The sequence below is a fragment of the Microbacterium sediminicola genome (assembly GCF_039531125.1).
Classification (GTDB): domain Bacteria; phylum Actinomycetota; class Actinomycetes; order Actinomycetales; family Microbacteriaceae; genus Microbacterium; species Microbacterium sediminicola.
This window is the reverse complement of the sequence record NZ_BAAAPL010000001.1, coordinates 1,618,622-1,644,206: the sequence shown is the minus strand read 5'-3', so window position 1 is coordinate 1,644,206 and position 25,585 is coordinate 1,618,622. Positions and strand designations below refer to the sequence as shown.

26 protein-coding genes are annotated in these 25,585 nt (G+C 67.8%); 13 read left to right on the top strand and 13 right to left on the bottom strand.

Features of this window, described 5'->3' with window-relative positions; genetic code table 11:
• The first annotated feature begins 106 nt into the window (after positions 1-106).
• Positions 107-991, top strand: coding sequence for an aminodeoxychorismate lyase (locus ABD206_RS07725; RefSeq protein ID WP_344071060.1), 885 nt, complete (start codon positions 107-109; stop codon positions 989-991).
• A gap of 104 nt (positions 992-1,095) precedes the next feature.
• On the opposite strand, the gene pstB is transcribed toward ABD206_RS07725, so the two are convergent.
• The 7 genes from pstB to ABD206_RS07690 form a co-directional block, all read right to left on the bottom strand.
• Positions 1,096-1,875 carry a phosphate ABC transporter ATP-binding protein PstB gene (pstB, locus tag ABD206_RS07720; RefSeq protein WP_344071058.1) on the bottom strand — a complete coding sequence of 260 codons (780 nt, stop codon included), beginning with the start codon at positions 1,873-1,875 and terminating at the stop codon, positions 1,096-1,098.
• 19 nt (positions 1,876-1,894) lie between these two features.
• Positions 1,895-2,983 (bottom strand): phosphate ABC transporter permease PstA, encoded by a 1,089-nt coding sequence (pstA, locus tag ABD206_RS07715; RefSeq protein WP_344071056.1) that lies wholly within the window; start codon positions 2,981-2,983, stop codon positions 1,895-1,897.
• Positions 2,983-3,945 (bottom strand): phosphate ABC transporter permease subunit PstC, encoded by a 963-nt coding sequence (pstC, locus tag ABD206_RS07710; protein WP_344071054.1) that lies wholly within the window; start codon positions 3,943-3,945, stop codon positions 2,983-2,985. Before pstC ends, pstA begins: the two co-directional genes overlap by 1 nt.
• 139 nt (positions 3,946-4,084) lie before the next feature.
• Positions 4,085-5,182 carry a phosphate ABC transporter substrate-binding protein PstS gene (locus ABD206_RS07705; RefSeq protein ID WP_344071052.1) on the bottom strand — a complete coding sequence of 366 codons (1,098 nt, stop codon included), beginning with the start codon at positions 5,180-5,182 and terminating at the stop codon, positions 4,085-4,087.
• A 149-nt stretch (positions 5,183-5,331) separates the two neighbouring features.
• Positions 5,332-6,270 (bottom strand): NUDIX hydrolase, encoded by a 939-nt coding sequence (locus ABD206_RS07700; protein ID WP_344071050.1) that lies wholly within the window; start codon positions 6,268-6,270, stop codon positions 5,332-5,334.
• A complete protein-coding gene (locus tag ABD206_RS07695; RefSeq protein ID WP_344071048.1) occupies positions 6,267-8,429 on the bottom strand; it encodes an RNA degradosome polyphosphate kinase in 2,163 nt (720 codons plus the stop codon). The genes ABD206_RS07700 and ABD206_RS07695 overlap by 4 nt, the downstream gene beginning before the upstream one ends.
• 69 nt (positions 8,430-8,498) lie before the next feature.
• Positions 8,499-9,200 (bottom strand): winged helix-turn-helix domain-containing protein, encoded by a 702-nt coding sequence (locus tag ABD206_RS07690; RefSeq protein ID WP_344071045.1) that lies wholly within the window; start codon positions 9,198-9,200, stop codon positions 8,499-8,501.
• Between the two features lie 106 nt (positions 9,201-9,306).
• On the opposite strand from ABD206_RS07690, the gene ABD206_RS07685 reads away from it, so the two are divergent.
• The 4 genes from ABD206_RS07685 (at position 9,307) to ABD206_RS07670 (ending at position 12,632) form a co-directional block, all read left to right on the top strand.
• Positions 9,307-9,597 carry a hypothetical protein gene (locus ABD206_RS07685; protein ID WP_344071043.1) on the top strand — a complete coding sequence of 97 codons (291 nt, stop codon included), beginning with the start codon at positions 9,307-9,309 and terminating at the stop codon, positions 9,595-9,597.
• 175 nt (positions 9,598-9,772) lie between these two features.
• On the top strand, positions 9,773-10,381 hold the full coding sequence (locus ABD206_RS07680; RefSeq protein ID WP_344071041.1) for a nitrobindin family protein: 609 nt from the start codon (positions 9,773-9,775) through the stop codon (positions 10,379-10,381).
• Positions 10,381-11,499: a CAF17-like 4Fe-4S cluster assembly/insertion protein YgfZ gene (ygfZ, locus tag ABD206_RS07675; RefSeq protein ID WP_344071038.1), complete on the top strand. Its 1,119-nt coding sequence runs from the start codon at positions 10,381-10,383 to the stop codon at positions 11,497-11,499. The genes ABD206_RS07680 and ygfZ overlap by 1 nt, the downstream gene beginning before the upstream one ends.
• Complete coding sequence (locus ABD206_RS07670) at positions 11,496-12,632, top strand: FUSC family protein (RefSeq protein ID WP_344071036.1); 1,137 nt, start codon at positions 11,496-11,498, stop codon at positions 12,630-12,632. The genes ygfZ and ABD206_RS07670 overlap by 4 nt, the downstream gene beginning before the upstream one ends.
• 15 nt (positions 12,633-12,647) lie before the next feature.
• Here ABD206_RS07670 and ABD206_RS07665 read toward each other — a convergent pair whose 3' ends face one another.
• On the bottom strand, positions 12,648-13,466 hold the full coding sequence (locus ABD206_RS07665; protein WP_344071033.1) for a class I SAM-dependent methyltransferase: 819 nt from the start codon (positions 13,464-13,466) through the stop codon (positions 12,648-12,650).
• Positions 13,467-13,526: 60 nt separating this feature from the next.
• On the opposite strand from ABD206_RS07665, the gene ABD206_RS07660 reads away from it, so the two are divergent.
• Positions 13,527-14,276 carry a phosphoglyceromutase gene (locus tag ABD206_RS07660; protein ID WP_344071031.1) on the top strand — a complete coding sequence of 250 codons (750 nt, stop codon included), beginning with the start codon at positions 13,527-13,529 and terminating at the stop codon, positions 14,274-14,276.
• 68 nt (positions 14,277-14,344) lie between these two features.
• On the opposite strand, the gene phoU is transcribed toward ABD206_RS07660, so the two are convergent.
• Entirely contained in the window at positions 14,345-15,013 is a 669-nt protein-coding gene (phoU, locus tag ABD206_RS07655; protein ID WP_344071462.1) for a phosphate signaling complex protein PhoU, read from the bottom strand.
• Positions 15,014-15,180: 167 nt separating this feature from the next.
• Between phoU and ABD206_RS07650 the strand changes: the two genes are divergently transcribed.
• Positions 15,181-16,410 (top strand): sensor histidine kinase, encoded by a 1,230-nt coding sequence (locus ABD206_RS07650; RefSeq protein ID WP_344071029.1) that lies wholly within the window; start codon positions 15,181-15,183, stop codon positions 16,408-16,410.
• On the top strand, positions 16,407-17,090 hold the full coding sequence (locus ABD206_RS07645) for a response regulator (protein ID WP_344071027.1): 684 nt from the start codon (positions 16,407-16,409) through the stop codon (positions 17,088-17,090). Before ABD206_RS07650 ends, ABD206_RS07645 begins: the two co-directional genes overlap by 4 nt.
• A gap of 71 nt (positions 17,091-17,161) precedes the next feature.
• On the opposite strand, the gene ABD206_RS07640 is transcribed toward ABD206_RS07645, so the two are convergent.
• Positions 17,162-17,632, bottom strand: coding sequence for a DNA modification methylase (locus tag ABD206_RS07640; protein WP_344071026.1), 471 nt, complete (start codon positions 17,630-17,632; stop codon positions 17,162-17,164).
• A 165-nt stretch (positions 17,633-17,797) separates the two neighbouring features.
• On the opposite strand from ABD206_RS07640, the gene ABD206_RS07635 reads away from it, so the two are divergent.
• Together ABD206_RS07635 and ispD are read left to right on the top strand one after the other, a co-directional pair.
• Positions 17,798-18,280 (top strand): CarD family transcriptional regulator, encoded by a 483-nt coding sequence (locus ABD206_RS07635; RefSeq protein WP_344071024.1) that lies wholly within the window; start codon positions 17,798-17,800, stop codon positions 18,278-18,280.
• A gap of 42 nt (positions 18,281-18,322) precedes the next feature.
• The gene (gene ispD / locus ABD206_RS07630; RefSeq protein ID WP_344071022.1) at positions 18,323-19,522 is read left to right on the top strand and encodes a 2-C-methyl-D-erythritol 4-phosphate cytidylyltransferase; all 1,200 of its coding nucleotides are present in this window, start codon (positions 18,323-18,325) and stop codon (positions 19,520-19,522) included.
• A gap of 20 nt (positions 19,523-19,542) precedes the next feature.
• Here the strand turns inward: ispD and ABD206_RS07625 are convergent, their stop codons facing one another.
• Positions 19,543-20,007 carry a GNAT family N-acetyltransferase gene (locus tag ABD206_RS07625; protein WP_344071020.1) on the bottom strand — a complete coding sequence of 155 codons (465 nt, stop codon included), beginning with the start codon at positions 20,005-20,007 and terminating at the stop codon, positions 19,543-19,545.
• Between the two features lie 10 nt (positions 20,008-20,017).
• Entirely contained in the window at positions 20,018-20,950 is a 933-nt protein-coding gene (locus tag ABD206_RS07620) for a DMT family transporter (protein WP_344071018.1), read from the bottom strand.
• A 147-nt stretch (positions 20,951-21,097) separates the two neighbouring features.
• Here ABD206_RS07620 and cysS point away from each other — a divergent pair, with 147 nt between their 5' ends.
• From cysS to ABD206_RS07605, 3 genes are all read left to right on the top strand, one after another.
• Positions 21,098-22,486, top strand: coding sequence for a cysteine--tRNA ligase (gene cysS, locus ABD206_RS07615; protein WP_425561183.1), 1,389 nt, complete (start codon positions 21,098-21,100; stop codon positions 22,484-22,486).
• Complete coding sequence (gene rlmB / locus ABD206_RS07610; protein ID WP_344071014.1) at positions 22,483-23,490, top strand: 23S rRNA (guanosine(2251)-2'-O)-methyltransferase RlmB; 1,008 nt, start codon at positions 22,483-22,485, stop codon at positions 23,488-23,490. The genes cysS and rlmB overlap by 4 nt, the downstream gene beginning before the upstream one ends.
• A 91-nt stretch (positions 23,491-23,581) precedes the next feature.
• Positions 23,582-24,220 (top strand): NAD(P)-dependent oxidoreductase, encoded by a 639-nt coding sequence (locus ABD206_RS07605; protein ID WP_344071012.1) that lies wholly within the window; start codon positions 23,582-23,584, stop codon positions 24,218-24,220.
• A gap of 25 nt (positions 24,221-24,245) precedes the next feature.
• Here the strand turns inward: ABD206_RS07605 and ABD206_RS07600 are convergent, their stop codons facing one another.
• The gene (locus tag ABD206_RS07600; RefSeq protein WP_344071010.1) at positions 24,246-25,553 is read right to left on the bottom strand and encodes a DUF4032 domain-containing protein; all 1,308 of its coding nucleotides are present in this window, start codon (positions 25,551-25,553) and stop codon (positions 24,246-24,248) included.
• Positions 25,554-25,585: the final 32 nt, after the last annotated feature.

Genomic DNA, 25,585 nt, shown 5'->3' with positions numbered 1-25,585 from the left:
GGCCGCTCGTAGCGGCAGAAGATGGAGCCCGGGGTTACTGCGGCCCGGCTACGACAGTCTAACGGCAGCTCCGCCGGTGGTATTCCCCGGGCGTAGGCTCGGTGCCATGGCCACGCGCTTTGCCCTGATGATCGTGCCGGCTGCGGCGGATGACGAACGCACCCACTTCACGGACACGTTCCGCTCGGTCGACCCGAAGGCGCCCGCTCTGAGCATCGGGGAGCTGTCCACGCAGCGCGGGGACGGGATCTTCGAGTCGATCGGTGTGATCGACGGACATCCGCAGCAGGTGGACGCGCATCTGGCGCGGCTGGCCAATTCCGCGGCGATCTGCGAACTTCCGCTGCCGAACATCGCCCAGTGGCGCCAGGCGATCGCCGAGGTCGTCTTGCACGCCGAGCGCGGAGAGTCGGTCGTGAAGCTTATCCTCAGCCGCGGTGTCGAGCACGGGCCGATGCCCACGGCCTGGGCGACGCTCGCCCCCGCCCCCGACTTCTCCGCACCGCGCGAGCGCGGCATCCGGGTGGTGACCCTCGACCGCGGGTACGACTCGGGCGTGCCCGAGCGCGCACCGTGGCTGCTGTTGGGCGCCAAGACGCTCTCGTACGCGGTGAACATGGCGGCCCTGCGCGAAGCGCACCGCAGGGGCGCGGATGATGCGATCTTCGTGACCACCGATGGCTTCGTTCTCGAGGCTCCGACCGCGAACCTCATCGTGCGCCAGGGGGACACCTTCGTCACGCCGGCGCCGACCGGCGGCATCCTGCACGGGACGACCCAGCTGGCTGCCTTCGACTACCTCGCGCAGCAGGGGTTCGAGACACGGTACGAGGTGATTCCGACCGACAGCCTCGCGCACGTGGATGCCGCGTGGCTGGTTTCCAGCATCCGCTTGGCCGCTCCCATCACGGCGATCGACAGCGTCCCGATCCCCGCCGACCCCGCGCTCACCCACGCCCTCAACGCCTACCTGCTGACGCCTCACGACTGAGCAGACCCATCGAAGCATCCCGTTCTCGTCGAGATGGCCCGCATTGCGGGATGATTTGCCGGGAACGGGATGGTTCGGTGGTGGGGTGGGGCGTCAGTGTCGGATCAACCGAAGCGGCCTGAGACGTAGTCCTCGGTGTCCTTGACCTTCGGTGCCGTGAAGATCGTGGTGGTGTCGTCGTACTCGATGAGCTTTCCGGGCTTGCCGGTTCCGGCGATGTTGAAGAACGCGGTCTTGTCGGAGACGCGCGATGCCTGCTGCATGTTGTGGGTCACGATCACGATCGTGTACTCGCTCTTGAGCTCTTCGATGAGGTCCTCGATCGCGAGCGTCGAGATCGGGTCGAGGGCCGAGCACGGCTCGTCCATGAGCAGCACGTCGGGCTTGACGGCGATCGCGCGGGCGATGCACAGGCGCTGCTGCTGACCGCCCGAGAGGCCCGAGCCGGGCTTGTCGAGGCGGTCCTTGACCTCGTTCCAGAGGTTGGCGCCCACGAGAGAGCTCTCGACGAGTGCATCCTGGTCGCTCTTGGACATGCGCTGGCTGTTGAGCTTCACGCCCGCCAAGACGTTCTCCTTGATGGACATCGTGGGGAACGGGTTCGGTCGCTGGAAGACCATGCCGACCTGGCGGCGTACGAGGACGGGGTCCACCCCCGGGCCGTAGAGGTTGTCGCCGTCGATGAGGACCTCCCCCTCGACGCGGGCGCCGGGGATGACCTCGTGCATCCGGTTGAGGGTGCGGAGGAAGGTCGACTTACCGCAGCCCGAGGGGCCGATGAAGGCGGTGACGGAGCGGGCCTCGATCGAGAGTGACACACCCTCGACGGCTTTGAAGCTGCCGTAGTAGACGTTGAGGTCGTTGACGTCGATGCGCTTGGACACGGAATGGTTTCCTTCGGGTTCAGCGGCCGGTCTTGGGTGCGAAGAACTTCGCCACGAGTCGGGCGACGAGGTTGAGCACCATGACGATGAGGATCAGGGTCAGTGCTCCCGCCCACGCACGCGAGAGTGCGGCGTCGGGGTTGGTGCCCTGATTGGCGTATTGGTTGTAGACGAACACCGGCAGGGTCATCATGTTGCCGTCCCAGATGTTCCAGTTCAGGCTCTGCGTGTAGCCGGCGGTCAGGAGCAGCGGCGCGGTCTCGCCGATTACGCGCGCGATGGCGAGCATCACACCGGTGGTGATACCGGCGATGGATGTCGGCAGGACGACCTTCACGATCGTCAGCCACTTGGGAACGCCGAGCGCATACGAGGCTTCGCGCAGTTCGTTGGGAACGAGGCGCAGCATCTCCTCCGACGAGCGCACGACAACGGGGATCATCAGCACGCTCAGAGCGACCGCACCCTCGATGCCCGACGAGTACCCGGCGCCGAAGAAGATCACGAAGACGGCGTAGGCGAACAGACCGGCGACGATCGAGGGGATGCCGGTCATGACATCCACGAAGAAGGTGATGCCGCGGGCGAGCTTGCTGCTGTTGCCGTATTCGACGAGGTAGATCGAGGTCATCAGGCCGATCGGCACCGAGATGATGGTCGCTGCCAGCGTGATCATCAAGGTTCCGACGATGGCGTGCAGGGCACCGCCGCCCTCGCCGACCACGTTGCGCATCGTTTCGCTGAAGAACGTGAAGTCGAACCGCGAGATGCCGTTGACGAGAACCGTGAACAGCAGCGAGATCAGCGGGAGGAGCGCGACGATGAATGCCGCGGACACCACCGCGGTGATGAAGCGGTCCATCGCGTTGCGGCGGCCCTCGACGAGGGAAGCCACGACGAGGATGAGGATCGCGTAGAGCACCGCGCCGAGGAAGGCGACGGCGACGACGTTGTAGTTCTCGACGGGCTGTTCGAGATTGAGGATCCAGAAGACCACACCCATGACCAGCCACGAGCCGATCAGCAGCAGCCAGGAGGTGCCGCGCGGCAGGCGGCCGTTCGCGTAGTGGTTGACCTTCGCGGCCGGGGCGACAGAGGCGGTGGACATCAGTTCGCTCCCGAGAACTCAGCGCGGCGATTCACTATCCAGCGGGCCACCGCGTTGACCGCGAAGGTCACGACGAACAGCACGAGGCCGGTGGCGATCAGCACGCTGATCCCGGCGCCGTAGGCCTCCGGGAAATTCAGCGCGATGTTCGCCGGGATGGTGGACGGGTTGGTCGCGGTCAGCAGTTCGAAGGTGATGACGCCCGAGACCGAGAGCACCATTGTGACCGCCATCGTCTCGCCGAGCGCGCGACCGAGGGCCAGCATCGCGGCTGAGACCATGCCCCCGCGGGCGAAGGGCAGCACGGCCATCTTGATCATCTCCCAGCGCGTGGCGCCGAGCGCGAGCGCTGCCTCTTCGTGCAGTTGGGGCGTCTGCAGGAACACCTCGCGGCAGATCGCGGTCATGATGGGGAGGATCATGATGGCCAGGACGAGGGCCGCGGTGAGGATCGTGCGGCCCGTGGCCGAGACCTGCCCGCCGAACAGCGGGAACCAGCCGAGATAGGTGTTCAGCCAGACGTAGAAGGGCTGGACGAACCCGGCCAGCACCAGCCCGCCCCAGAGGCCGAAGACGACTGAGGACACCGCGGCGAGCAGATCGATGATGTACCCGAGGACGGCGGCGGCCTTGCGCGGTGCGTAGTGCGAGATGAACAGCGCGATGCCGATCGCGAGCGGCGACGCGATCAGCAGCGCCAGCAGTGCCGACCAGATGGTGCCGAACACGAGCGGCCAGACGTACTCGAGGAACGAGACGCCCTTCAGGATCGGATTCTCGTCCGCCGGAACCGTGAAGGCGGGGATGGACTCGATGACGAGGAAGACCGTGACCGAGGCCAGGACGAGAAGAATGAGGATGCCGGCGCCGAGCGCAGTTCCCGAGAACGCGACATCTCCGGGTCGCCGGCGTGCATGGATCTTGCCCGCGGTCTGCGGCGCCGGGTCGGTGGTCGTAGCCATACCTGTGGAAAGTCCTTTGTCTTGAGACCGGGATGTCAGGCTCAGCGCGAGCTCCGGGTGGAAACCGGCCCTCTCGCTCAGCCCGCCCCGTTCAGTACATCCGAAAATGTACCGAACGGGGCGGTCATGAGGGGTGTTATCAGCCGATCAGCGCGATGGCGGCGTCGATCTGGGTACGCAGCGCGTCCGAGATCGGGGCCGAGCCGGCGTTCGCGGCGGCGGCGTCCTGGCCTTCAGCGCTGGCGATCCAGGTGAAGTAGGCCGAGACGAGTTCAGCGACGTTGGCGTCCGCGTACTCGACGCAGCCGATCTCGTAGCTGACCAGAGCGATCGGGTAGACGCCGGCCTCTTCGGTGGCGTAGTCGATGTCGAACACGATGTCGCCCTCGGTGCGACCCTCCTCCAGCGGCGAGGAGTCCACGATCATCGCGGCGGCCTCAGCCGAGTAGGGGACGAACTCGCCACCGACGCCGACCGAGACGGTGCCCAGGTCGCCAACCTGCGACGCGTCGGCGTAGGTGATGGTGCCGTTGCCGTTCTTGGTCGCGTCGATGACACCCGACGTGCCCTGTGCGGCCTCGCCCGAAGCGATCGGCCACTCGCCGTCAGCCTCGTACGGCCAGGCGCCCGAAGCCTCTTCGAGGTAAGTGGTGAAGGTCTCGGTGGTGCCCGAGTCGTCCGAGCGGTGGACCGGCGAGATGGCCAGGTCGGGAAGCTCGACGCCCTCGTTCAGGTCGGCGATCGCTGCGTCGCTCCAGTTGGTGATCTCACCAGCGAAGACCTGCGCGATGACCTCGGCGGTCATGTTGAGCGAGTCGATGCCCTCGAGGTTGAAGGCGATCGCGATCGGGGAGATGTAGACCGGGATCTCGACGATGCCGGCGGCGCCGTCGTCGGCGCAGGCGCCGAAGGTGTTCTCTTCGATCTCTTCGATCTTGAACGCGCGGTCCGAGCCGATGAAGTTGCTGGCGCCGGCGATGAGGTTCTCGCGGCCGGTGCCCGATCCGGTGGGCTCGTAGTTGACGGTGGCGTCGACGTTCTCGGTCTGGAAGCCGGCGACCCATGCCTCCTGGGCGGCGGTCTGCGACGACGCGCCGGTGGCGCCGATGGTGCCCGAAAGGCCCGACATGAGCTCCTCGGTCGAGCCGCCGTCGGTGCCGCCCGAGGCGCAACCGGCGAGGGCGAGAGATGCTACGGCGGCGACTGCGCCCAGCTGGGCGAAGCGGGTGATCTTCACTGTGAATCCTTCACTGTGTCGGGGGTGTGGTGATGCGGCCCGGTGCAGGGCTCCCTGAGACCGTAGACAGCGTCCCTTAAGGGATCGGGCGCCGAAGGTGAACGGCAGGTGAACAGGATTCAGCCTCTGGGAGGCCAAGAGCTACGCGATCAGAGCGCAGAAGGGTGCGTCTCGACCGAGACGATCCCGGAGTCGGGGCGATCGACCGACAGATGCAGGACCGAGAAGGATGCCGTGCTCAGAGCTCCGGCGCCCCACAGGTCGGTGTCGCGCTGCGATCCGGTGGCCCGCGCGATCTCATCGACGATGTCCGGCAGCACCGGGCCATGGCTGCACAGCACGGTGGCCTTGCGGGCGCGCACCCGCGCTGCGACGACGGCGCGAGCATCGGAACGGCCCGCGGCCCAGGCATCCTGGCTGATGAGCTCGGTCAGCTCAGCTCGGCGTCCGAGCGCCGCGGCAAGCGGCGCCACGGTCTTCTGGCAGCGCACGGCGGTGCTGGAGATGATGCGCCGCGCGCCGAAGGCGAGCAGCGGACCGACGATCGCTCCGGCCTGCTTGCGTCCTCGGGCGGCGAGAGGACGCTGAGCGTCCTCTCCATCCCACTCCTCGGGGCCGACCGCTTTTGCGTGGCGCAAGGCGATGAGGGGGAAGGTGCGCAGGTGGCCGGCGTCGCGCAGCTCGACGAAGCGGTCGAGGATCTCGTGGTCGATCGGGTAGCTGAGCTTCTTGCGGGCCTTCTTCACCGAGACCCAATGGAGCGCGGCGATTTCTTTGTTCGGCGAGAACGTCGACGCTTTGAGCGCGGCATCCGAGACCTCGGCCGCCCAGTAGTACACGATCTTCTCGCGCTTGGAGGGCATGTGGTACGTCGACATTCCGAGGGAGGGTCCGAGGGCGACGCGGATGCCGGTCTCCTCTTGGATCTCGCGGACGGCTGTCTCCGCGAGGGTCTCGCCGGGATCGACCTTTCCCTTCGGCAGGGAGATGTCGCGATATTGCGTGCGCAGGATCAACAGGATGCGGAGCTTCCCGTCGACCATGCGCCAGAGGACTCCGCCGGCAGCGAAAACGGTGTTGGAGCTCATCGTGTCACGCGTGCCCTTCGACGTCCGTGGACCTCGGCCATGGTGTGATCCTGCAGATCCAGGAGTGGTTCTCCGAACTCGTCCAGGTGATGCCGTGTCCAGACATCCCCCTGGAGTCGCCAGGTGCTGGTGGTCGGGCTCATCGCGAGGTCGAAGGTGGTCATCATCCGCGCGACCTGGGTCTCGTCCGTCACGCGGATCAGTGCCTCGATGCGCCGGTCGAGGTTGCGGTGCATCATGTCGGCGCTGCCGATGTACACCTTTTCATCGCCAGCGGCACCGAACGCGAAGATGCGTGAGTGTTCGAGGTAACGACCCACGACCGAGCGCACGGTGATGTTCTCGCTGAGCCCCGGCACGCCGGGCTTGATCGAACAGATGCCGCGCACCCAGATCTCGACCGGCACCCCGGCCTGTCCCGCGCGGTACAGGGCATCGATCACCTGCTCGTCAACCATCGAGTTGACCTTGATGCGGATGCGGGCGGGTATGCCGTCCAGTGCCTTGCGTCGCTCGGCGTCGATCAGCCGCAGCAGGCCCTTCCGCAGGTGGCGGGGAGCGACCAGGAGTCGACTGAATTTCTTCTCGATCGCATAGCCGGAGAGCTCGTTGAACAGACGGGTGAGGTCTCGCCCGACCTCCTCGCTCGCGGTGAACAGGCCGTAGTCCTCGTAGATGCGGCTGGTCTTCGGGTTGTAGTTGCCGGTGCCGATGTGGCAGTAGCTGCGCAGCACTCCGTCTTCTTCGCGGATGACGTGCGCGAGCTTGCAGTGGGTCTTCAGTCCCACCAGGCCATAGACGACATGGACGCCCGCCTTCTCGAGCTTGCGCGCCCACACGATGTTCGCGGCCTCGTCGAAGCGGGCCTTGACCTCCACCAGCGCCAGCACCTGTTTGCCGGCCTCTGCCGCGTCGATGAGGGCCTGGACGATGGGGCTGTCGCCCGAGGTGCGGTAGAGCGTCTGCTTGATCGCGAGGACGTGCGGGTCCTTCGCCGCCTGTTCCAGAAACGCCTGGACGCTCGTCGCGAACGACTCGTACGGGTGATGAACCATGACGTCGGACTTGCGCAGCGCCGCGAAGATGTCGCCACGCTCGTTGTTGTCGCCGGGCTGGAATGCCAGCGCCGTCGTGGGGACCTGTGGCTTGTAGCGCAGGTCCGGGCGGTCGATGCGTCCGAGGCTGAACAGTCCCCGCAGGTCGAGCGGGCCGGGGATCCGGTAGACCTCCTGTGCGGTGATGTCGAGCTCGCCCACGAGGAGGCTCAGGGTCACCTCGTCCATGTCGTCCGTGACCTCGAGGCGGATCGGCGGTCCGAAGCGTCGCCGCAGCAGCTCGGCCTCGAGGGCTTGGATGAGGTTCTCCGTCTCGTCTTCCTCGATGACCATGTCCTCGTTGCGAGTGAGGCGGAAGGCATGATGGTCGAGGATCTCCATGCCCGGGAACAGGTCCCCCAGGTGGTTGGCGATGAGCTCTTCCAGGGCGATGTAGCGCACCTTGTCGCCGTCGCGCGAGACCTCGACGAAGCGTGGGAGCATCGGTGGGACTTTCAGTCGCGCGAACTCCTGGCGTCCGGTGCGCGCGTCGCGGATCCGGATCGCGAGGTTCAGCGAGAGCCCCGAGATGTAGGGGAACGGATGCGCGGGGTCGACGGCCAGCGGCATGAGAACCGGGAAGACCTTGTCGTGGAAGTATTCGTAGAGTTTCGCGCGCTCGTCGCCTCCGAGTGACTCGAACCGCACGAACTCGACACCAGCCTCCGCAAGGGCGGGTGAGACCAGTCGGGTCCACGCGTCCGCGTGTCGCAGTTGCAGCGCGTGCGCCGCCGCCGAGATGTCGGCCAGTGCGTCATGGGGGGTCGTGCCGATGTTGGTCGGAACCGCAAGCCCCGTGACGATGCGACGCTTGAGTCCTGCCACGCGCACCATGAAGAACTCGTCCAGGTTGCTCGCGAAGATGGCGAGGAAGTTCGCGCGCTCGAGCGGGGGAAGACGGGGGTCCTCGGCGAGTTCGAGCACGCGCTGGTTGAAAGCGAGCCAGCTCAGTTCGCGATCGGTGTAACGGTTGGCCGGCAGGAACTCGTCGTCGACTTCGTCGAGGTCGAAATCGTCGTCGTCCTCGTATCCGAGACCGGTGTCCATCACCTCATCATCGATCATGCCTGCCATCTTGTCAGCGCAAGGTGTCGGACGTGTGAACGTCGGCTCTGCGGGCGGGTGACGCTGAGGTCAGGATGCTTCAGGCCGCTCCCTGGGCGGGGGGATCTGATCCTCTTCGTAGACGTTGAAGCGGTAGCCGACGTTGCGGACGGTGCCGATCAGCTGCTCCAAGTCACCGAGTTTGGCGCGCAGGCGGCGGACGTGTACGTCGACGGTGCGGGTGCCGCCGAAGTAGTCATAGCCCCACACCTCGCTCAGCAGCTGCTCGCGGGTGAACACGCGCGAGGGGTGCGTCGCGAAGAAGTGGAGCAGCTGGAATTCCTTGTAGGTCAGATCGAGCGCGCGGCCGTGAACCTTCGCGGAGTAGGACGACTCGTCGATCGTGATGCCGGAGGTCTGGATGCGCGAGGAGGCCTGCTCTTTCGACATCCGTCCGATGACGAGGCGGATCCGCGCGTCGACCTCGGCCGGGCCGGCGGAGACAAGGATCACGTCATCGACGCCCCAGTCTGTCGAGACCGCTGTCAGCCCGCCCTCGGTGATGATCAGGATCAGCGGCGCGTCCAGGCCCGTGGTGTTCAGGATCTTGCAGAGTGACTTCGCGCCGACGAGGTCGGTTCGGGCATCGACGAAGATCACGTCCGCGCTCGGGGCGTTGACCAGCTGTGCGGGCTCCGCCGGGATCTGCCGCGTGCGGTGGCTCAGCAATTCGAGCGAGGGCAGGACAGGACCACCGCCCTGTGCGGAGCTCAAAACCAACAATTGCGCCAAGGTCACATCCTCCCGGTGCCGTGGGCACCGCGATCACCAGTTTATGGGTCAGCAGTCCGGGTACTGCCGTTGCGTGTGTTTCCTGTCCATGAGAGACAATAGGGCGATGAACCTTCCCGCGCTCGCTCCGCGCCGATCTGCAGGCGGAATCGTGACCGTATGGGTACTTGCCGCGGTCGCGGGAACGGTCATCGGTTTCGTGGTTCCGGCCGACCAGCGCGTTCCCTGGTTGAGCGTGGTCGCGGGGCTGTCGGTGGCCGTCTCGTTCGCCGTACAGCTGGCGTCCGGTCGTGCGCAGGGATTCGTCGCCCGCGTCGGACTGAGCGTGTTGGGCGCCGTTCTGATCCTCGGCGTCATCAGCCTCGGATTCGGACTCAGCGGGCTCGTTTCGGCGTGAGGGGAACGTGCGCGCGTCGATGCGGATAAGGTGGAGCACATGGACCTCGTAGCGCTCGAACTCTTCTTCGTGGGCCTTCTGGCACTTGCCTCGCTCGCGATCGTCTTCGTCTCGGGTGTCGTCGTGAAGAACCTGTATCGCGGTCAGCGCTGACGCGCCGCGATCGAGCGCTGCCGTGATCGAACTGCCAGCCGATCTTCCCGCCGATCTCGTCCCCCTTTCGTGGCTGATCGGCGTCTGGGAAGGTACGGGCGTCATCGACTACGAGGCGGGCGGGCACCGCTACAACGGTGAGTTCTCCCACCGTGTCAGTTTCAGCCACGACGGCGGTGACTACCTCAACTACGCGGCAAACGCGTGGCTGATCGGCGAGGACGCCGAGAAGCCGAACGTCGCACTGGTTTCCGAGGTCGGGTTCTGGCGTGTGGCGCGTCCCGCGACGGATGCCGATCCCGGCCCGGGTCTCCTGCCGGCGCGCGCACTCCCCGAGCAGCGCACGGCGGAGGACCTCGAGAAGCTGCGCACGCCTTCCGGCGGCTTTGAGCTCCAGGCGTCCATCGTCCATTCCGACGGCGTGAGCGAGCTGTACCTCGGTGAGATCCGTGGCCCGCGGATCGATCTGGCCACCGACGCGGTCGTGCGCGCCGCGGGCGCCAAGCCCTATGCAGCGGCCACCCGCATGTACGGCTTGGTCGATGGGCACCTGCTGTGGGCGTGGGATATCGCGGCGCTGGGTGCGGACCTCGGCTCGCACGCATCAGCGCGCCTGGCCAAGGCAGACTGATGGCCGATTCGCGCTTCGCCTCCGTGTCGGGAGCCGTGGTCGACGACACGGTCGGCGGCGTCCTCCATTTCGGCAACCCGCTCGTCGAGCAGCGCCTCCTCGCCCAGGGTCGTGCTCTCGCACCGCGAGAGGATCGTGCGGTGATCGCCGTGGGTGGCGAGGATCGGCTGACCTGGCTCGATTCGCTGACCTCACAGGCGCTGGCCCGGCTCGAGCCGGGCGTGAGCACCGAACTGCTTGTTCTGGACCCGCACGGGCACATCGAGCACGCCGCCGCGGTCTTGGACGACGGCGTCACCACCTGGTTGATCGCTGACACCGTCGACACCGGTGCGCTTGCGGGCTGGCTGAACCGGATGCGGTTCCGGATGCGCGTGGAGGTACGGGAGGCGAGCGAGCTCAGCGTGTTCGCGGGAACCGCAGCGGCAACAGCGGCCGTGGCGGCGGCCGCGCCGAACGGCATTCCCGTGGCGTGGACCGATCCCTGGCCTCGCGTCGCGGTGGGTGGCCACGGCTACGCCCTTGCCGAGCACCCTGGTGCCGAGCGCGACTGGGTCGAGGTGATCGTCGACGAGCCCGAGCGCGAGAGGATTCTGGGCGCAGCCGTTGCGGGTGATCTGTCGCTCGCCGGGCGGTATGCCGCCGAGGCCCTCCGCATCGCCGCATGGCGGCCGAGCCTCGCCGCCGATGTCAACGAGCGCTCGCTTCCGCACGAGCTCGACTGGATGCGCACCGCGGTGCATCTTTCGAAGGGCTGCTACCGGGGGCAGGAGACCGTCGCGAAGGTCCACAACCTCGGACACCCGCCGCGGCGCATCGTCGCCGTACACCTGGACGGTTCGTCGAGTGTCTTGCCAGGGGCGGGGTCGGAGATCCGTGCCGGGGACGCTGTCGTGGGGGTGTTGACCTCGGTCGCGCTGCACTACGAGGACGGCCCGATCGGTCTGGCCATCGTCCGGCGGGGCGCCCCCGACGGCGACGTCCTCGTCGATGCGCCCGATGGCCCCGTCGCCGCCTCCCTCGAGCAGATCGTGCCCGCTGACGCCGGGGCCGCGGCATCCGTCCCGCGCATCACGCGTCTGTCGCGCCGCACCGTCGCCGAGCCGCCGACCAGATGACCGGCGAGGGCGACCAGCGTCGGCGGACGCTGCCGGACACGGCGCCGCTGACGGTCCCCGTGCAGACCCGCTGGTGGACGCCGCTGGATCCGATTCCGCGCTGGACGCGCCTGAGAGACTCCTGGGTCGCGATCGTGCAGATCACGGTCGCTGCGACCGCGGCCTACGCGTTCGCCTACTACGTCCTCGGCCACTCGGCGCCGCTGCTGGCCGCGACCGTGACCATCTCTAGCCTCGGGCTTGTCCGTGACGCGCGCCCCCGTCGTGTGCTCGAGACCGTCATCGGCATGCTCGTGGGCATCCTTGTCGCGGAGGTGCTGCTCCTGCTCGTCGGATCGGGGTGGTGGCAGCTGGCGATCAGTCTGGGGGCGACCCTCGCGATCGCGCGGTTCCTGGCTCCGCAACCGTCGTTCGCGCTGGCAGCGGCGATCCAGTCGATCATCGTCATGATCATGCCGACCAACGCGCCGCTCTCGCGCCTGGCGGACGGTGCCGTCGGGGCGGTCGCGGCGCTCCTGGCCACGGCATTGCTCCCGCGCAGTCCGCTGCGCACCGAACTTCGCGCGGGCGACGCGCTGTTCGCCGGGTACGCGAGCGCGAACGACACGCTCATCCGGGCGCTACGGCGAGGCGATCGTTTGCGTGCCGAGCGCAGCCTGGAGAAGGCGCGGGCCCTGCAGAGCCCCGTCGATGAGTGGCGGGTTGCGCTCGAATCGGGGCGCGCCATCGCCCGTATCGCGCCCTTCTTGCGCTCCCAGCGATTCGAGATCGCTCGCCACGAGCGCATCTGTCACGCGATGGACTACGCCTGCCGCAACATTCGCGTCATCGCGCGACGCAGCGTCTACCTGACGGATGATCGGGAGCCCCGACCGGTCGCGGCCGATGTGTTGGCGGATCTCGCTCGCGGCGCCGACCTCTTGGCGCAGTCGTTGCGGGACATCTCCCTTGAGCCCATCGCCCGGGAAAAGCTGCGCTCGGTCGCCGCGCGACTGGATCCCCGCGCGATTCTGCCTGACGCCGGGCTCGGCGACCAGAACCTCATCGCTGCCCTCCGTCCGTTGGCCGTCGATCTGCTCGCGGCCGCAGGGATGCCGAACGCCGAAGCCTCAGCGGCGGTTCCTCGTATCTGAGGCACGTCGGCTGCGTCACGCCGGCGCGACGGCCTCCCAGTCGACGGTGACTTCCCCCAGGCGCCAGCGATGACGTCCGCGCAGCGGCCATCCCTGTCGATCGAGAGCCGACAGTGCAGCCCGCCAGCGTTGCACCGGCGAGAACGCCGCCATGGCCGCCGCACGCTCCCACTCGCGGTCAAGGCTGGACAGGAAGACATGGATCCGCTCGCCGGTGACGTTGCGGTGGATGAGGGCCTTGGGGAGGCGTTCGGCGGCGACCGACGGCGCATCCAACCCCGCCAGCCGCAGGGAGACAGTGAGGGTGCGGGGGTGGGAGTCGGGGCCGATGTCGATCCAGGTCATGATGCGGCCGATCTCGTCGCAGGTCCCTTCGATGAGCACGCCCTCGGGATGCAGCCGCGCGGTCATCTGCTCCCATGCCGTGCGTACATCGCCCTCGTCGTACTGGCGGAGAACATTGAACGCCCGGATCACCGCCGGACGGCGTGGGGCGGGGATTTCGAAGCCACCCCGCGCGAAGTCGACCCGAAGGTCTGCGGCGAAGGGTGTCGCCCCGGCGCGCAGGCGTTCGAGCTGGGAGCGCGCACGGTCAACGCGAGCGGGGTCGATCTCCAACCCCAGCACCTCGACATCCGGTGCGGAATCCCGCAGGCGCGCGGCGAGTTCGAGCGCGGTCACGCCGCTCGCTCCGTACCCGAGATCCACGACGAGCGGGCTCGGGATCGCGCGGAGCGACGGGTGACGGGCGATCCACCTGTCGACGCGACGGAGCCGATTCGTACCGGTCGTCCCGCGGGTGGGCTGACCGAGGGGAGCGGACGAACGGGCCATGCGTCCATGGTGCCGCGGATCGTGCCGCGGGTGGACACCGGAGGTCGATATCATCGGGCTATGACCGAGCCCTACACGCTGATCCTTCTTCGCCACGGCCAGAGCCAGTGGAACGAGCTGAACCTCTTCACCGGGTGGGTGGACGTGCGCCTGACCGACCAGGGCCGCGGTGAGGCCACGCGCGGCGGCGAGCTTCTCGCCGAGCAGGGGGTGCTCCCGGATGTCGTGCACACCTCGCTGCTGAGCCGCGCCATCCAGACCGCCAATCTCGCGCTCGATGCCGCCGATCGCCTGTGGATCCCCGTCAAGCGCTCATGGCGACTCAACGAGCGCCACTACGGTGCGCTGCAGGGCAAGGACAAGGCGCAGACCCTTGAGGAGTTCGGTCCCGAGCAGTTCATGCTGTGGCGTCGCTCGTTCGACGTTCCGCCGCCGCTGCTGGCCGACGACAGTGAGTTCAGCCAGGTCGGTGACCCGCGCTACGCCGACATCGACGGTGAGCTGCCCCGCACCGAGTCGCTCAAGCTTGTGATCGATCGCCTGCTGCCGTATTGGGAGGAAGAGATCGCACCGGATCTGCGCACCGGCAAGACCGTCATGGTCGCCGCGCACGGCAACTCGCTGCGCGGCCTCGTCAAGCACCTCGAGGGCATCAGCGACGATGACATCGCCGAGCTCAATATCCCCACGGGCATTCCCCTCGTCTACAAGCTGGACGAGGACCTCGCCCCCCTCGGCCCGGGCGAGTACCTCGACCCTGAGGCCGCAGCAGCGGGTGCCGCGGCCGTCGCGGCGCAGGGCAAGAAGTAGTCGGCGGACCCGACCAACAAGAAGAGCGGATGCCGATCGGCATCCGCTCTTCTTGTTGACGAGTACCGTCAGACGTTCGTGGTCTCCCCGGTGGGGTAGAACTCGCCACCCTCGGCCAGATACTGGACTTTCTTCGCGACAGACACGGCGTGGTCGACGAAGCGCTCGTGGTAGCGGCTGGCGAGCGTCGCATCCACCGTCTGGGACGGTTCGCCCGCCCAGCTGTCGCTGAGCACTTTCTCGAAGACGCTCACGTGCAGGTCGTCGGTCTCAGCGTCGATGTCGCGGATGTCGTCCACGAGGGTGAGGTCTTCGGTGCGCAGGAGCTCTGACAGTTTCTTGGCCGCTGCCACGTCGAGCGTGCCCATCTTGTCGAAGGTCGACTTCAGCCCGCGGGGGACTGCGCGCTCGGGGAAGCGTAGACGCGTCAGCTGCGCGATGTGCTCGGCGATGTCACCCATTCGCTCGAGCGAGGCGCTCACCCGCAGCGCCATGACGACGATACGCAGGTCGCGGGCCACGGGCTGCTGGCGGGCGAGGATCTCGATGACCAGCTCGTCGAGGTCGTGCGCCTTCTCATCGATCTCGGCGTCCGACTCGATCACCTGCTCGGCGAGCGCGACATCGCTCGTGCCGAACGCGCCCGTCGCCTTCTCGATCGCGATGGTGACAAGTTCCGCGAGTTCGACGAGGCGACCCTGAACGTCCTCGAGCGACTGGTGGAAGACTTCGCGCATTCCGATCCCTTTCATCTGGGCGCCGTCGGGCCACGTGCCCACGACCCGGTGATTCTCGCCACCGAAGGTTAACGGACAGTGCCTCACGGGTGAATAGTGCAACGGCTGACCTGAGGCTACCGCGAATCAACACGGCACCCGGGGAGCGGGCGATCTACGCTGGTCGCATGACACCGGCGCAGTTCGCGTTGCTGGGCCTCGCCGTGGGGGTCCTCATCGGTGTTGCGCTGACGGCGGTGATCTTCCTCGCGCTGCGCGAGCGCGAGCGGCGCGAGTACGGACTGGGAATGGACATTCCCGAAGGAGCACGTGTCGTGCTGCAGGGGCTCGATGACCCCGCGATCGTGCTTGATGCGGCAGGAATCGTCATCGCGGGTTCCGCCTCGGCAGCGATGTTCGGCTTCGAGGAGGGGCGTTTGCTCCCGACGCACGAGTTGCGCTCGGTCGCCCGGCGCGCGCGCGAGTCCGATGTGGCATCCAAGACGACCCTGCGGGTCCGGCGGGGGTCGGCGCCCGGCGAGATCCGGTTGGTGACGGTGCGCGCCACGGCGCTGACCCAGCGGCTCACCCTCCTCGTGTTGCGAGACATCACGGAGCGCGAACGTGTCGAGCAGATGCGCCGCGACTTCGTCTCGAACACCAGCCACGAACTCAAGACGCCGGTGGGTGCGGTGAGCCTGTTGGCCGAGGCGATCGAGTCGGCGGCGGACGATCCCGATCAGGTGCGCAACTTCGCGTCGCGGCTGAGTGCCGAGGCCCATCGCCTGGGTACCCTCACTTCGCGCATCATGAATCTCTCGCGTCTGCAGGCCGCCGACGAGCTCAACGACGAGCGCGTCGTCTCGGTCGATGAGATCGTCGCGTCGGCGGTCGAGGCCCACACGGTGCAGGCCGAGTCGGCGGGCGTGCAGCTCGTGCGAGGTGGCGCACGCGGTGTGCACGTGCGCGGCGACGCTCAGGTACTCAGCGAAGCGGTGGGAAACCTCATCGCCAACGCGATCGCGTACTCCCCGAAGGGCTCGAGCGTCGGCATCGGCATCAAACCCGCTGACGAATACGTGGAGATCGCCGTCACCGACCGCGGAATCGGCATCTCCGAGGCCGAGCAGGAGCGGGTGTTCGAGCGGTTCTACCGTGCGGACCAGGCGCGGTCGCGGCGCACCGGCGGCACCGGGCTCGGGCTCGCGATCGTCAAGCACGCGGTGCAGCGCCACGGCGGTGAGGTGCGGCTGTGGTCCAGAGAGGGTCGAGGCTCGACCTTCACGATCGTGCTGCCGATGGTGCCTTCCCCCACAGATGACCCACCGCGCAAGCCGGCGCGCAAGAAGAAGCTCAAGAAAGAGCGCGCATCTGCGCGCAGCGGCGCCGCCGCGTCGAAGAACGGAGACACCGAATGACCCGCGTGCTGCTTGTCGAGGACGAACCCGACCTCGCCGACCCGCTCGCCTACCTGCTGCGCCGCGAAGGCTACGAGGTCGAGATCGCCGAGGACGGCCCGGCCGCGCTCATGGCCTTCCGCGAGCGCGGGGCGGACATCCTGCTGCTGGACCTGATGCTTCCCGGGATGTCGGGCACCGAGGTCTGCCGCCAGATTCGCACCACCTCGGCGGTGCCGATCATCATGCTCACGGCCAAGGACACCGAGGTCGACATCGTCGTGGGACTGGAACTCGGTGCCGACGACTACGTCACCAAGCCGTACTCCTCGCGTGAGCTGCTCGCACGGATGCGCGCTGTGCTGCGGCGTCTGTCGACGGCGGAGTCGGACCTCGATGACCGCGTTCTGGACGGGGGGCGTGTGACCCTGGACATCGATCGCCACACGGTGGCCGTCAGTGGTGACGAGATCAGCATGCCGCTCAAAGAATTCGAGCTGCTCGAGGTGCTGATGCGCAACGCCGGACGTGTTCTCACTCGCGGTCAGCTGATCGATCGCGTCTGGGGAACGGACTACTTCGGCGACACCAAGACGCTCGACGTGCACATCAAGCGCATCCGGTCGCGGATCGAGGAGAATCCGAGCGAACCGCGGATGCTCGTCACCGTTCGCGGCCTCGGTTACCGCTTCGAATCCTGACGCCACACAGCGACGGCGCTCCCGACAAGGAGCGCCGTCGCTGTCATCCGTGTCCGGATGGCGTGTGGGGCCTACGGGACCAGCGGTGCGAGGTAGTCGAGGTCGCCGTTGAGCACCGGGATGGCTTGCACCCAGGTGACGCCGTCGCCGGACTGGAACGAGACGGCGATGTCGCTGCCCGGCTTCGAGTCGATCCCGCTCACCAGCAGCGGCTCGTCATAGTCGGAGCCGAGGCTGATGATGGTGTTGGCCGGCACGATGACCTTCTCGGCGACCTTGTCCTCACCGAACTCCATGTAGAGCACTTCGGTCTTGTCGGTGCGGTTGACCAGCGCTGCGACGAAGTTGCCGAGCGTGCCCTCCTCATTGGCGACGATGAAGGCGTTGCGCACCTGGACGGGGCCGGCTGTGTCGGGGATGTTCGCACCCTCGGCGGCGGCGTACTCGATCGTGGTCGCCTGTGTCGAGATCATGCTGCACCCGGTCGTTCCGAGGACGAGAGCACCGCCGACAACCAGAGATGCGACGAGGCGAGATTTCACGGATCCTCCTTGAGCGGATGACAGCTTCACATGCATTCTAGGGGTTCGCGGTGACCACCTTCACGTTGACTGAGGGCAGCCACGCCCCGCCCGCACGGGGTGGGGGGCGAACCTTAGCGTATGCGCCCTGTGGTATCCTGGAGTTTGCTGAAGGGATATAACTCCATGCTTTTTGAGGTTGGCGAGACGGTTGTCTATCCGCACCACGGGGCGGCAACGATCATTGAGGTCAAGGAACGCGTCATCAAGGGAGAGGCGAAGAAATACCTGAAGCTCAACGTCACCCAGGGCGACTTGATCATCGAGGTCCCGGCGGAGAACGTCGACCTCGTCGGCGTTCGTGACGTGATCGGCAAGGACGGACTTGAGCGCGTCTTCGACGTGCTGCGCGCGCCCTTCACCGAGGAGCCGACCAACTGGTCCCGCCGTTACAAGGCGAACCTTGAGAAGCTTGCCTCGGGCGACGTCATCAAGGTGAGCGAGGTCGTGCGCGATCTGTGGCGCCGTGACCAGGACCGGGGGCTCTCGGCCGGTGAGAAGCGCATGCTCGCGAAGGCCAAGCAGATCCTCATCTCCGAGCTCGCGCTCGCCGAGAAGACCGACGAAGAGAAGGCCAGCGTTCTTCTCGACGAGGTTCTCGCCTCCTGAGACATCCGATGCGGATACGGCCGTTCGCGCTAGCGTGAAGCCGTGAGCATCATCCCGGTCCCGCGCGTGGCCGTCATCGTCGTCGCCGCCGGTTCCGGCACGCGACTGGATGCCGGAGCGCCCAAGGCGTTCGTCGGGCTCGACGAACATACGATCCTGCGTCACGCACTGCGGAACGTCTTCGACGGACCGGCCGCGCAGGTCGTCGTCGTCGCTCCCGCCGGGTACGAGGGAGACGCGCTCACCGACGCGGACGAAGCGGCGGGTGACCGACGGGATCTGGTGAGCGTCGTCACCGGCGGTGCGACCCGCCAGGAATCGGTCGCGGCAGGGCTCGCCGCGCTGTGGGGCGATGTCGAACTCGTCCTCATCCATGACGCGGCGCGCGCACTGATGCCGTCGGCGGTGTTCGCGCGCGTGGTCGACATGCTCGACACGGGTGTTGCAGCCGTTCTTCCGGTGCTTCCCGTCGTCGACACGATCAAGCGCGTCGCGGACGATCGCGTGGTCGGCACCGTCGATCGCTCCGAGCTGTCCGCGGCGCAGACCCCGCAGGGCTTCTGGCGCCGCATCCTGGAGAACGCGTACACGAACGCGCAGGACGAGTACACCGACGATGCTGCGCTGGTGGCGGCATCCGGTCACGCGGTGACCACGGTCGTCGGGGCCGAGGCAGGTTTCAAGATCACGACCCCCGCCGATCTTGCGCGTGCGCGTGGACTGGTTGCGCCGATCGCGCCGGTCGCGACACGCATCGGTGCCCCGACGCTCCTTCCGCGGGTGGGGATCGGCACCGACGTCCACGCGTTCGGCGGCGTGGGTGCGCTCTGGATGGCGGGGCTTCAGTGGCCGGGAGAGGAGGCGCTTTCGGGGCACTCCGACGGTGATGCCGTGGCCCACGCGATCGTCGACGCCCTGCTGGCGGCAGCGGGGCTCGGTGACATCGGCACGCACTTCGGCACCGACCGCCCCGAATTCGCCGGAGCCCACGCCGACGCCTTCCTCGCCCGCACGGCCGCCCTCCTCGGTGAGGCGGGATGGCGCATCGGCAACGTGAGCGTGCAGGTTCAGGCCCGCCGGCCGCGTTTCTCCTCGCGGCGAGGCGAAGCCGAGGCGGTGCTGTCGGCGGCGCTCGGCGGGGCGCCGGTCTCGGTGTCGGCCACGACGACCGACGGATTGGGATTCACTGGCGCCGGGGACGGCGTGGCCGCTTTTGCGGTCGCTCTGGTGGTGCCCGCCTAAGGGTCTGCAGCACGCGCTTGTCATAGCAGGCGCGTCATGAAGACCGACAGCGGGTCTTCGCGGTAGCTGCCGAACGGCGCGCACCGTTCGAACCCCGCGCTCTCGTAGAGACGCAGCGCGGGGACGAATTCCGCGGTGCTGCCTGTCTCCAGCCAGAGCCTGCCCACCCCGCGCGCCTGGGCCTCGGAGATCAGATGCGACAGCATTGCGCGACCGACCCCGCGGCCGAGGAACGCGTCGGCCACGCGCATAGACTTGAGCTCCGCATTGTGCGCATCGAGCATCGTGAGGGCTCCCGTGCCGGCGATCTCGCCCGACATCCATGCCGACCACACGGTCACCGCAGCGCCCTCGAGGCCGCTCAGGTCGAGCGCATGGCAGCTCTCTTCCGGAGAGATCTGTCGCATGCGCTCCAGGTGCTCGCGCAGGAGGGCGCGCGTCGGTTCTCCGGACAGGTCGTCTTCCTGAATCCTCAGATCGTCCATCGTGGCACTCTCAGACTTCGAGGGGGACGGCCGGCGGGTTGCGGTGTGCGCGGCTGCTCCACGCCAGCACCACGAGGCCTGCGGCGAGGACGCCGATGCCGAGGAGTGCGAGCGGTGCCAGTCGTTCGCCGAGCACAACGAGCCCGAGGAGGGTCGCCGTGAGCGGCTCGGCCAGGGTGAGTGTGGCGGCCGTGGCCGCCGTCAGGGAGGTGAGGCCCCAGGTGAACAGGATGTAGGCGAGGCTCGTCGTTCCGAGCCCGAGCCACAGCGCCATCACGAGCCCGCCTGGTGTCGACATCCATGAGAGATCGACGAACGGCACGGCGGCGATGCCGACGAGACCGGAGGATGCGCCCATCGCGGCCACCACGGTGAACGGATCCCAACCCCGATCGATGAGACGCCTCTGGATGTTGGCGAACACGGCGAATGATGCGCCGGCGCCGATGCTCCCGAGGATGCCGAGAGGGTCGGTCCCCGAGGTCGAGAAGCCGCCGGAGCCGGCGAGGAGCGCGACGCCGACCGTCGCCAGCGCCGTCGCGAGGATCCACCACCCGGTCGGACGGCGGCGGGTGAGCGACCATTCGAGGAGGCCGGCGAGCACGGGAGCCGATCCCAGTGCGATCACCGTACCCATCGCGACGCCGTTGCGCGCGGTTCCGAGGAAGAAGAGCGGCTGGTAGAGGGCGAGGCACACGCCCGTTGCGGCCATGAGCGCCACGGCGCCGGGGGTGAACCGTGGCGGCGCTTCAGCGTGGGCGCGGGTGCGCCGCCGGGCGCGGATCGCAAGGGGAAGTGCGGCGAGGGCGAGACCGGAGCCACCGATCGCCAGGCGGGCGACCCCGACCCCCAGCGGGGTGGTCCCGTCCGGGCCGAGTGCTTGAGAGGTGCCGGTCGTCCCGAACAGCACCGCGGCGGCGATGACGGCGAGGACGGGCAGCACGGTTCATTTGTACACGCCATCGGAGACGGCGATTCGGCTGTGCCAGCCATCAGGGATGGCGATGGTCGCGCCGGTAGGCTGGAATCCGTGACGATCGACCAGACCGCGGGGACCGGCAGCCTCCAGCTGCACGACTCCCGCGCCCAGATGCTGCGGGAGTTCGTCCCGTTGGATCCCGCGAACGTCACGGTTTACGTCTGCGGTCCGACCGTCCAGTCCGGGCCACACATCGGGCACCTACGCGCGGCGTTGGCGTTCGACATCCTGCGTCGGTGGCTTGCCCACCGCTACGGACGAGTGACGTTCGTGCGCAACGTCACCGACATCGACGACAAGGTCCTCGCGAACGCGACCGATGCCGAACCGTGGTGGGCGCTGGCCTATCGCATGGAGCGCGAGTTCACCGCCGCCTACGAGGGCATCGGGATCCTCGCGCCGACCTACGAACCCCGGGCCACGGCCTCGATCCCGCAGATGATCGCGCTCATCGAGGAGTTGATCGCCGAGGGGCACGCGTACGCAGCCCCCGCCGATTCGGTCGCCGCAGGCGACGTGTACTTCGACGTGCGCTCCTGGGCCGCCTACGGCGAACTCACCCGCCAGTCGATCGACGACATGGAGCCGGCCGCGGACGCCGAGCCGCGCGGCAAGCGCGACCCGCGGGATTTCGCCCTGTGGAAGGGAACCAAGTCCGACGAGCCGGCGGATGCGGCGTGGGATTCGCCCTGGGGGCGGGGGCGACCGGGATGGCACATCGAGTGCTCGGCCATGTCGCGTCGCTACCTCGGACCCGAGTTCGACATCCACGGCGGCGGACTTGACCTTCGCTTCCCGCACCACGAGAACGAACTCGCCCAGTCGAGCGCGGCCGGCGACGCCTTCGCGCGCTACTGGGTGCACAACGGCCTCGTCACCGTCGACGGGCAGAAGATGTCGAAGTCGCTCGGCAATTTCGTGCTCGCATCCGACGTCCTCGCCGAGCGCGCGCCGGTGGTGGTGCGCTATGCCCTGCTTGCCGCGCACTACCGTTCGAGCCTGGATGTCTCGAACAAGGCCTTCGATGAGGCTGAGGCGGCGATCGAACGCATCCGTGCCTTCCTCGAGCGTGCGCTGCGCACCCTGCGCGATGCCGACCGCGACACGATCATTCACGCGGCGCCGCCCGCGCGTTTCGTGGCGGCGATGGATGACGACCTCGGTGTGCCGCAGGCACTCGGCGTCGTGCACGAGCGCGTGCGCGAAGGGAACTCCGCATTGGACGCCGAGAATGCATCGGCGGCGTTGACGGCGTTCGCCGACGTGGCCGTCATGCTCGGGATCCTCGGCGTCGATCCGCTCGACCCGCAGTGGGGCGGCGGCGGTGGCGGGCCGGAGATCGGTGCGCTGGATACGCTCGTGCGCACGATGATCGAGCAGCGCGCGCGGGCGCGCGAAACGAAGGACTGGGCCACCGCCGACAGGATCCGTGACGCTGTCGCGGCGGCGGGTATCACTCTCGAAGACACACCTCACGGAACCCACTGGAGCCTCTCATGACCAAGCCAGGGCGCCCCGGCGCACGCAAATCCAACAAGAAGGGCGCTGTCAAGGGATCCGGCGGCAACGGTCGCAAGTCCCTCGAGGGCAAGGGGCCCACCCCGAAGGCCGAGGATCGCGCCTGGCATGTCGCAGGCAAGCGCAAGGCCGCCCAGGAGCGGTACGCGGCCGCCGGTGGTAAGGGTCGGCCGGGACAGGGGCAGCGAGTCGCAGGGTCCCACCCCAATCGCGGGGGACGGCCCAAACAGGCCGACGACACCGAGATCGTCACCGGGCGCAACTCGGTGCTCGAGGCGCTTCGCACGAAGATCCCCGCGACCGCGATGTACATCGCCCAGCGCGTCGAGATGGATGACCGTGTCAAGGAGATGCTCTCGTTGGCCGGCAACCGCGAGATCCCCGTCCTCGAGGTCACACGGCCCGAGCTCGATCGCATGGCGGGGTTCGACGGGGTGCACCAGGGCGTCGCGCTCAAGGTGCCGCCCTACTCGTACGAGCACCCGCAGGACCTGCTCGAAAAAGTCATCGACACCGGTGCCACACCGCTTCTGGTCGCCCTCGACGGCGTCACCGACCCCCGCAACCTCGGCGCGATCATCCGCTCGACGGCGGCCTTCGGTGGGCAGGGCATCATCATCCCGCAGCGGCGCTCGGCGGGCGTGAACTCCGCGGCCTGGAAGACCTCGGCCGGCGCGGCGGCGCGCATCCCCGTCGCGCTCGCGCCGAACCTCACCGCCACGCTCAAGGAGTTCAAGAAGCAGGGGGTGTTCATCCTCGGCCTGGACGGCGGCGGGGACGTCTCCTTGCCGGCTCTCGAGCTCGCCGAGCGCCCGGTGGTGATCGTCGTCGGCTCCGAGGGCAAGGGCCTTTCGCGTCTGGTGACCGAGACCTGCGATCAGATCGTCTCGATCCCGATCTCGGCGGCGACCGAGTCGCTGAACGCCGGAATCGCGGCATCCGTGGCGCTCTACCAGGTGTCGACGTTCCGCGCCGCGACACCCTGATCTCCCTCGCGTGCGGGGACGAGGGAATACCTCGCCGCACCGAGCGCTTGCATCTCACGACCGCCCGTGCGGCGGAGACGAAAGGACGCACATGGCCCACATCGCTGTCATCGGAGGAACCGGCTACGCCGGTCGCTACATCGTCGCCGAAGCGATCGCCCGGGGGCACTCCGTGGTGGCGGTCTCACGCTCGGTCGCGGCCGATCGCGTGCATGGCGCGTCGTACATCGAGGGATCACTCCTGGACATCCCGAGTCTTGTCACCGAGATCCAGGGTGCGGATGTCGTGATCATCACCGTTCCCGGGCGAGGCGACATGCTCGGCAAGGTGCGTCCGGCGGTCGAGGAGTTGAACTCCGTGCTGCCGGGGTCGGTGCGCATCGGCGTCATCGGCGGCGCCGGCGGAAGCCTGGTCGCCCCGGGTGGTCCGCGCGTGATCGATTCCGGATTCCCCGACGAGTTCAAGCCCGAGGCGTTCGAGGCGATCGGGGTTCTCGAGGACCTGCAGGCGGACTCGTCCGGGCGCGACTGGTTCCTCATTCATCCGGCCGGCGGCTTCGGTGCCTGGAACCCCGGTGAGCGCACCGGGAGCTACCGCGACGGCGGCGATGTGCTGGTGGTCGATGAGGCGGGGGAGTCCTTCATCTCGGGCGCGGATCTCGCGGTCGCCGTCATCGATGAGATCGAGAGCCCGAAGCACGTGCGGGAGCGTTTCACGGTCGGGTACTGACCCGCGTGCGAGTGGCGCGCGTCGGTCAGACCAGATCGCGCCAGTCGATCGGTCCGATCGAGGGGCTGCGCGTCGCAATCACGTCGGTGACCAGCGGAATCGCCATCGTGTCCGTCGGTGGCCCCATCACCGTCGCTTCGTCGCGACGGAAACGCAGCACGTTGTCGATGTAGCTGGTGAGCGCCTCAGCCAGCGGGATCGAGCGGCCCTGCGCCTGGGAAGCGTACCAACGGTGCTCGAGCAGCTGGTGGAACACCTCTGCAGGTTCCAGCTTCGCCCGCAGCTCGAACGGGATGGCGCGAACCACCGGCTCGAATACACGCGTCACCCACTCGTGGGCGATCATCTCCTCGTCCCCCTCGAGTCGGGTGCGGCGTGCGCGGAAATCGTCGAGGTCGTTGAGCAGACGCCGGGCCTGATTCTCCTCGACGTCGAGTCCCGTCAGGCGCAGCAGGCGCCGCTGATGGTGACCGGCATCCACGACCTTCGGTTGGATCGAGACGCGTGCGCCATCGACGGTCGCCGACATCGACATCTCGCCGATGTCGAAGCCGAGCTCGTTCAGGCGCTCGACGCGCTCCGTGATGCGCCAGGCCTCGGCGGCGTCGAAGGTCTCGATCTCGGTCAGCTCCCGCCACAGGGACGCGTACGCCGACATGATGCCGTCGGCGATCTCGATCGCATCGACGCCGCGATCGAGGCGCCCGCCGGCCTCGAGATCCATGATCTCGCCGGCGATGTTCGTGCGGGCGACGTCGAGATCATGGGCGCGCTGGCCCGGGGTGAGGCCGGCCTCATGCAGCTCGCCGGTCTCGGCATCCACGAGGTAGGCGGCGAAAGCACCGGCGTCTCGGCGGAAAAGGGTGTTCGACAGTGACACGTCGCCCCAGAAGAAGCCGACATTGTGCAGGCGCACCAGGAGCACCGCGAGGGCGTCGACCAGGCGCGTCGCCGTGTCGGGGCGCAGCACCTGGGTGAACAGTGCGCGGTAGGGCAGGGAGAACTTCAGGTGGGCGGTGACCAGCGCCGCCGGAAGCGGCTCACCGTCGGCATCCCGGCGCCCCGCGATGACTGCCACGCGGTCGACGCAGGGTGCGTCCAGGCGGGCGAGGTTGCCGAGCATGTCGTACTCGCGGCGGGCCATCGCCTCGGTGGTCTCTTTGACCGCCACGACTCTGCCCGAGAGGTTCACGAACCGCACCAGGTGACGGGAGATGCCCTTGGGGAGGGACACGATCGTCTCGTTGGGCCAGTCCGCGAGGGGCGTGCCCCAGGGGAGCTCCAGCAGGGCGGGCTCGACCGTGCTGGCAGTGATCGTCAACTGGTTCGTCATGGATGCCTCCGGCAAAAGCACACGGCGGTGCG

What these genes read in the sequence shown, in the direction of transcription:
- ABD206_RS07695 (WP_344071048.1), bottom strand. Translation starts at nt 8,429, where the DNA reads ATGATCGATGATGAGGTGATGGACACCGGTCTCGGATACGAGGACGAC.
- pstC (WP_344071054.1), bottom strand. Translation starts at nt 3,945, where the DNA reads ATGGCTACGACCACCGACCCGGCGCCGCAGACCGCGGGCAAGATCCAT.
- phoU (WP_344071462.1), bottom strand. Translation starts at nt 15,013, where the DNA reads ATGCGCGAAGTCTTCCACCAGTCGCTCGAGGACGTTCAGGGTCGCCTC.
- cysS (WP_425561183.1), top strand. Translation starts at nt 21,098, where the DNA reads ATGCTGCGGGAGTTCGTCCCGTTGGATCCCGCGAACGTCACGGTTTAC.
- ABD206_RS07665 (WP_344071033.1), bottom strand. Translation starts at nt 13,466, where the DNA reads ATGGCCCGTTCGTCCGCTCCCCTCGGTCAGCCCACCCGCGGGACGACC.
- ABD206_RS07605 (WP_344071012.1), top strand. Translation starts at nt 23,582, where the DNA reads ATGGCCCACATCGCTGTCATCGGAGGAACCGGCTACGCCGGTCGCTAC.
- ABD206_RS07650 (WP_344071029.1), top strand. Translation starts at nt 15,181, where the DNA reads ATGACACCGGCGCAGTTCGCGTTGCTGGGCCTCGCCGTGGGGGTCCTC.
- rlmB (WP_344071014.1), top strand. Translation starts at nt 22,483, where the DNA reads ATGACCAAGCCAGGGCGCCCCGGCGCACGCAAATCCAACAAGAAGGGC.
- ABD206_RS07635 (WP_344071024.1), top strand. Translation starts at nt 17,798, where the DNA reads ATGCTTTTTGAGGTTGGCGAGACGGTTGTCTATCCGCACCACGGGGCG.
- ygfZ (WP_344071038.1), top strand. Translation starts at nt 10,381, where the DNA reads ATGGCCGATTCGCGCTTCGCCTCCGTGTCGGGAGCCGTGGTCGACGAC.
- ABD206_RS07600 (WP_344071010.1), bottom strand. Translation starts at nt 25,553, where the DNA reads ATGACGAACCAGTTGACGATCACTGCCAGCACGGTCGAGCCCGCCCTG.
- ABD206_RS07660 (WP_344071031.1), top strand. Translation starts at nt 13,527, where the DNA reads ATGACCGAGCCCTACACGCTGATCCTTCTTCGCCACGGCCAGAGCCAG.
- ABD206_RS07700 (WP_344071050.1), bottom strand. Translation starts at nt 6,270, where the DNA reads ATGAGCTCCAACACCGTTTTCGCTGCCGGCGGAGTCCTCTGGCGCATG.
- ABD206_RS07625 (WP_344071020.1), bottom strand. Translation starts at nt 20,007, where the DNA reads ATGGACGATCTGAGGATTCAGGAAGACGACCTGTCCGGAGAACCGACG.
- ABD206_RS07725 (WP_344071060.1), top strand. Translation starts at nt 107, where the DNA reads ATGGCCACGCGCTTTGCCCTGATGATCGTGCCGGCTGCGGCGGATGAC.
- ABD206_RS07685 (WP_344071043.1), top strand. Translation starts at nt 9,307, where the DNA reads ATGAACCTTCCCGCGCTCGCTCCGCGCCGATCTGCAGGCGGAATCGTG.
- pstA (WP_344071056.1), bottom strand. Translation starts at nt 2,983, where the DNA reads ATGTCCACCGCCTCTGTCGCCCCGGCCGCGAAGGTCAACCACTACGCG.
- ABD206_RS07670 (WP_344071036.1), top strand. Translation starts at nt 11,496, where the DNA reads ATGACCGGCGAGGGCGACCAGCGTCGGCGGACGCTGCCGGACACGGCG.
- ABD206_RS07645 (WP_344071027.1), top strand. Translation starts at nt 16,407, where the DNA reads ATGACCCGCGTGCTGCTTGTCGAGGACGAACCCGACCTCGCCGACCCG.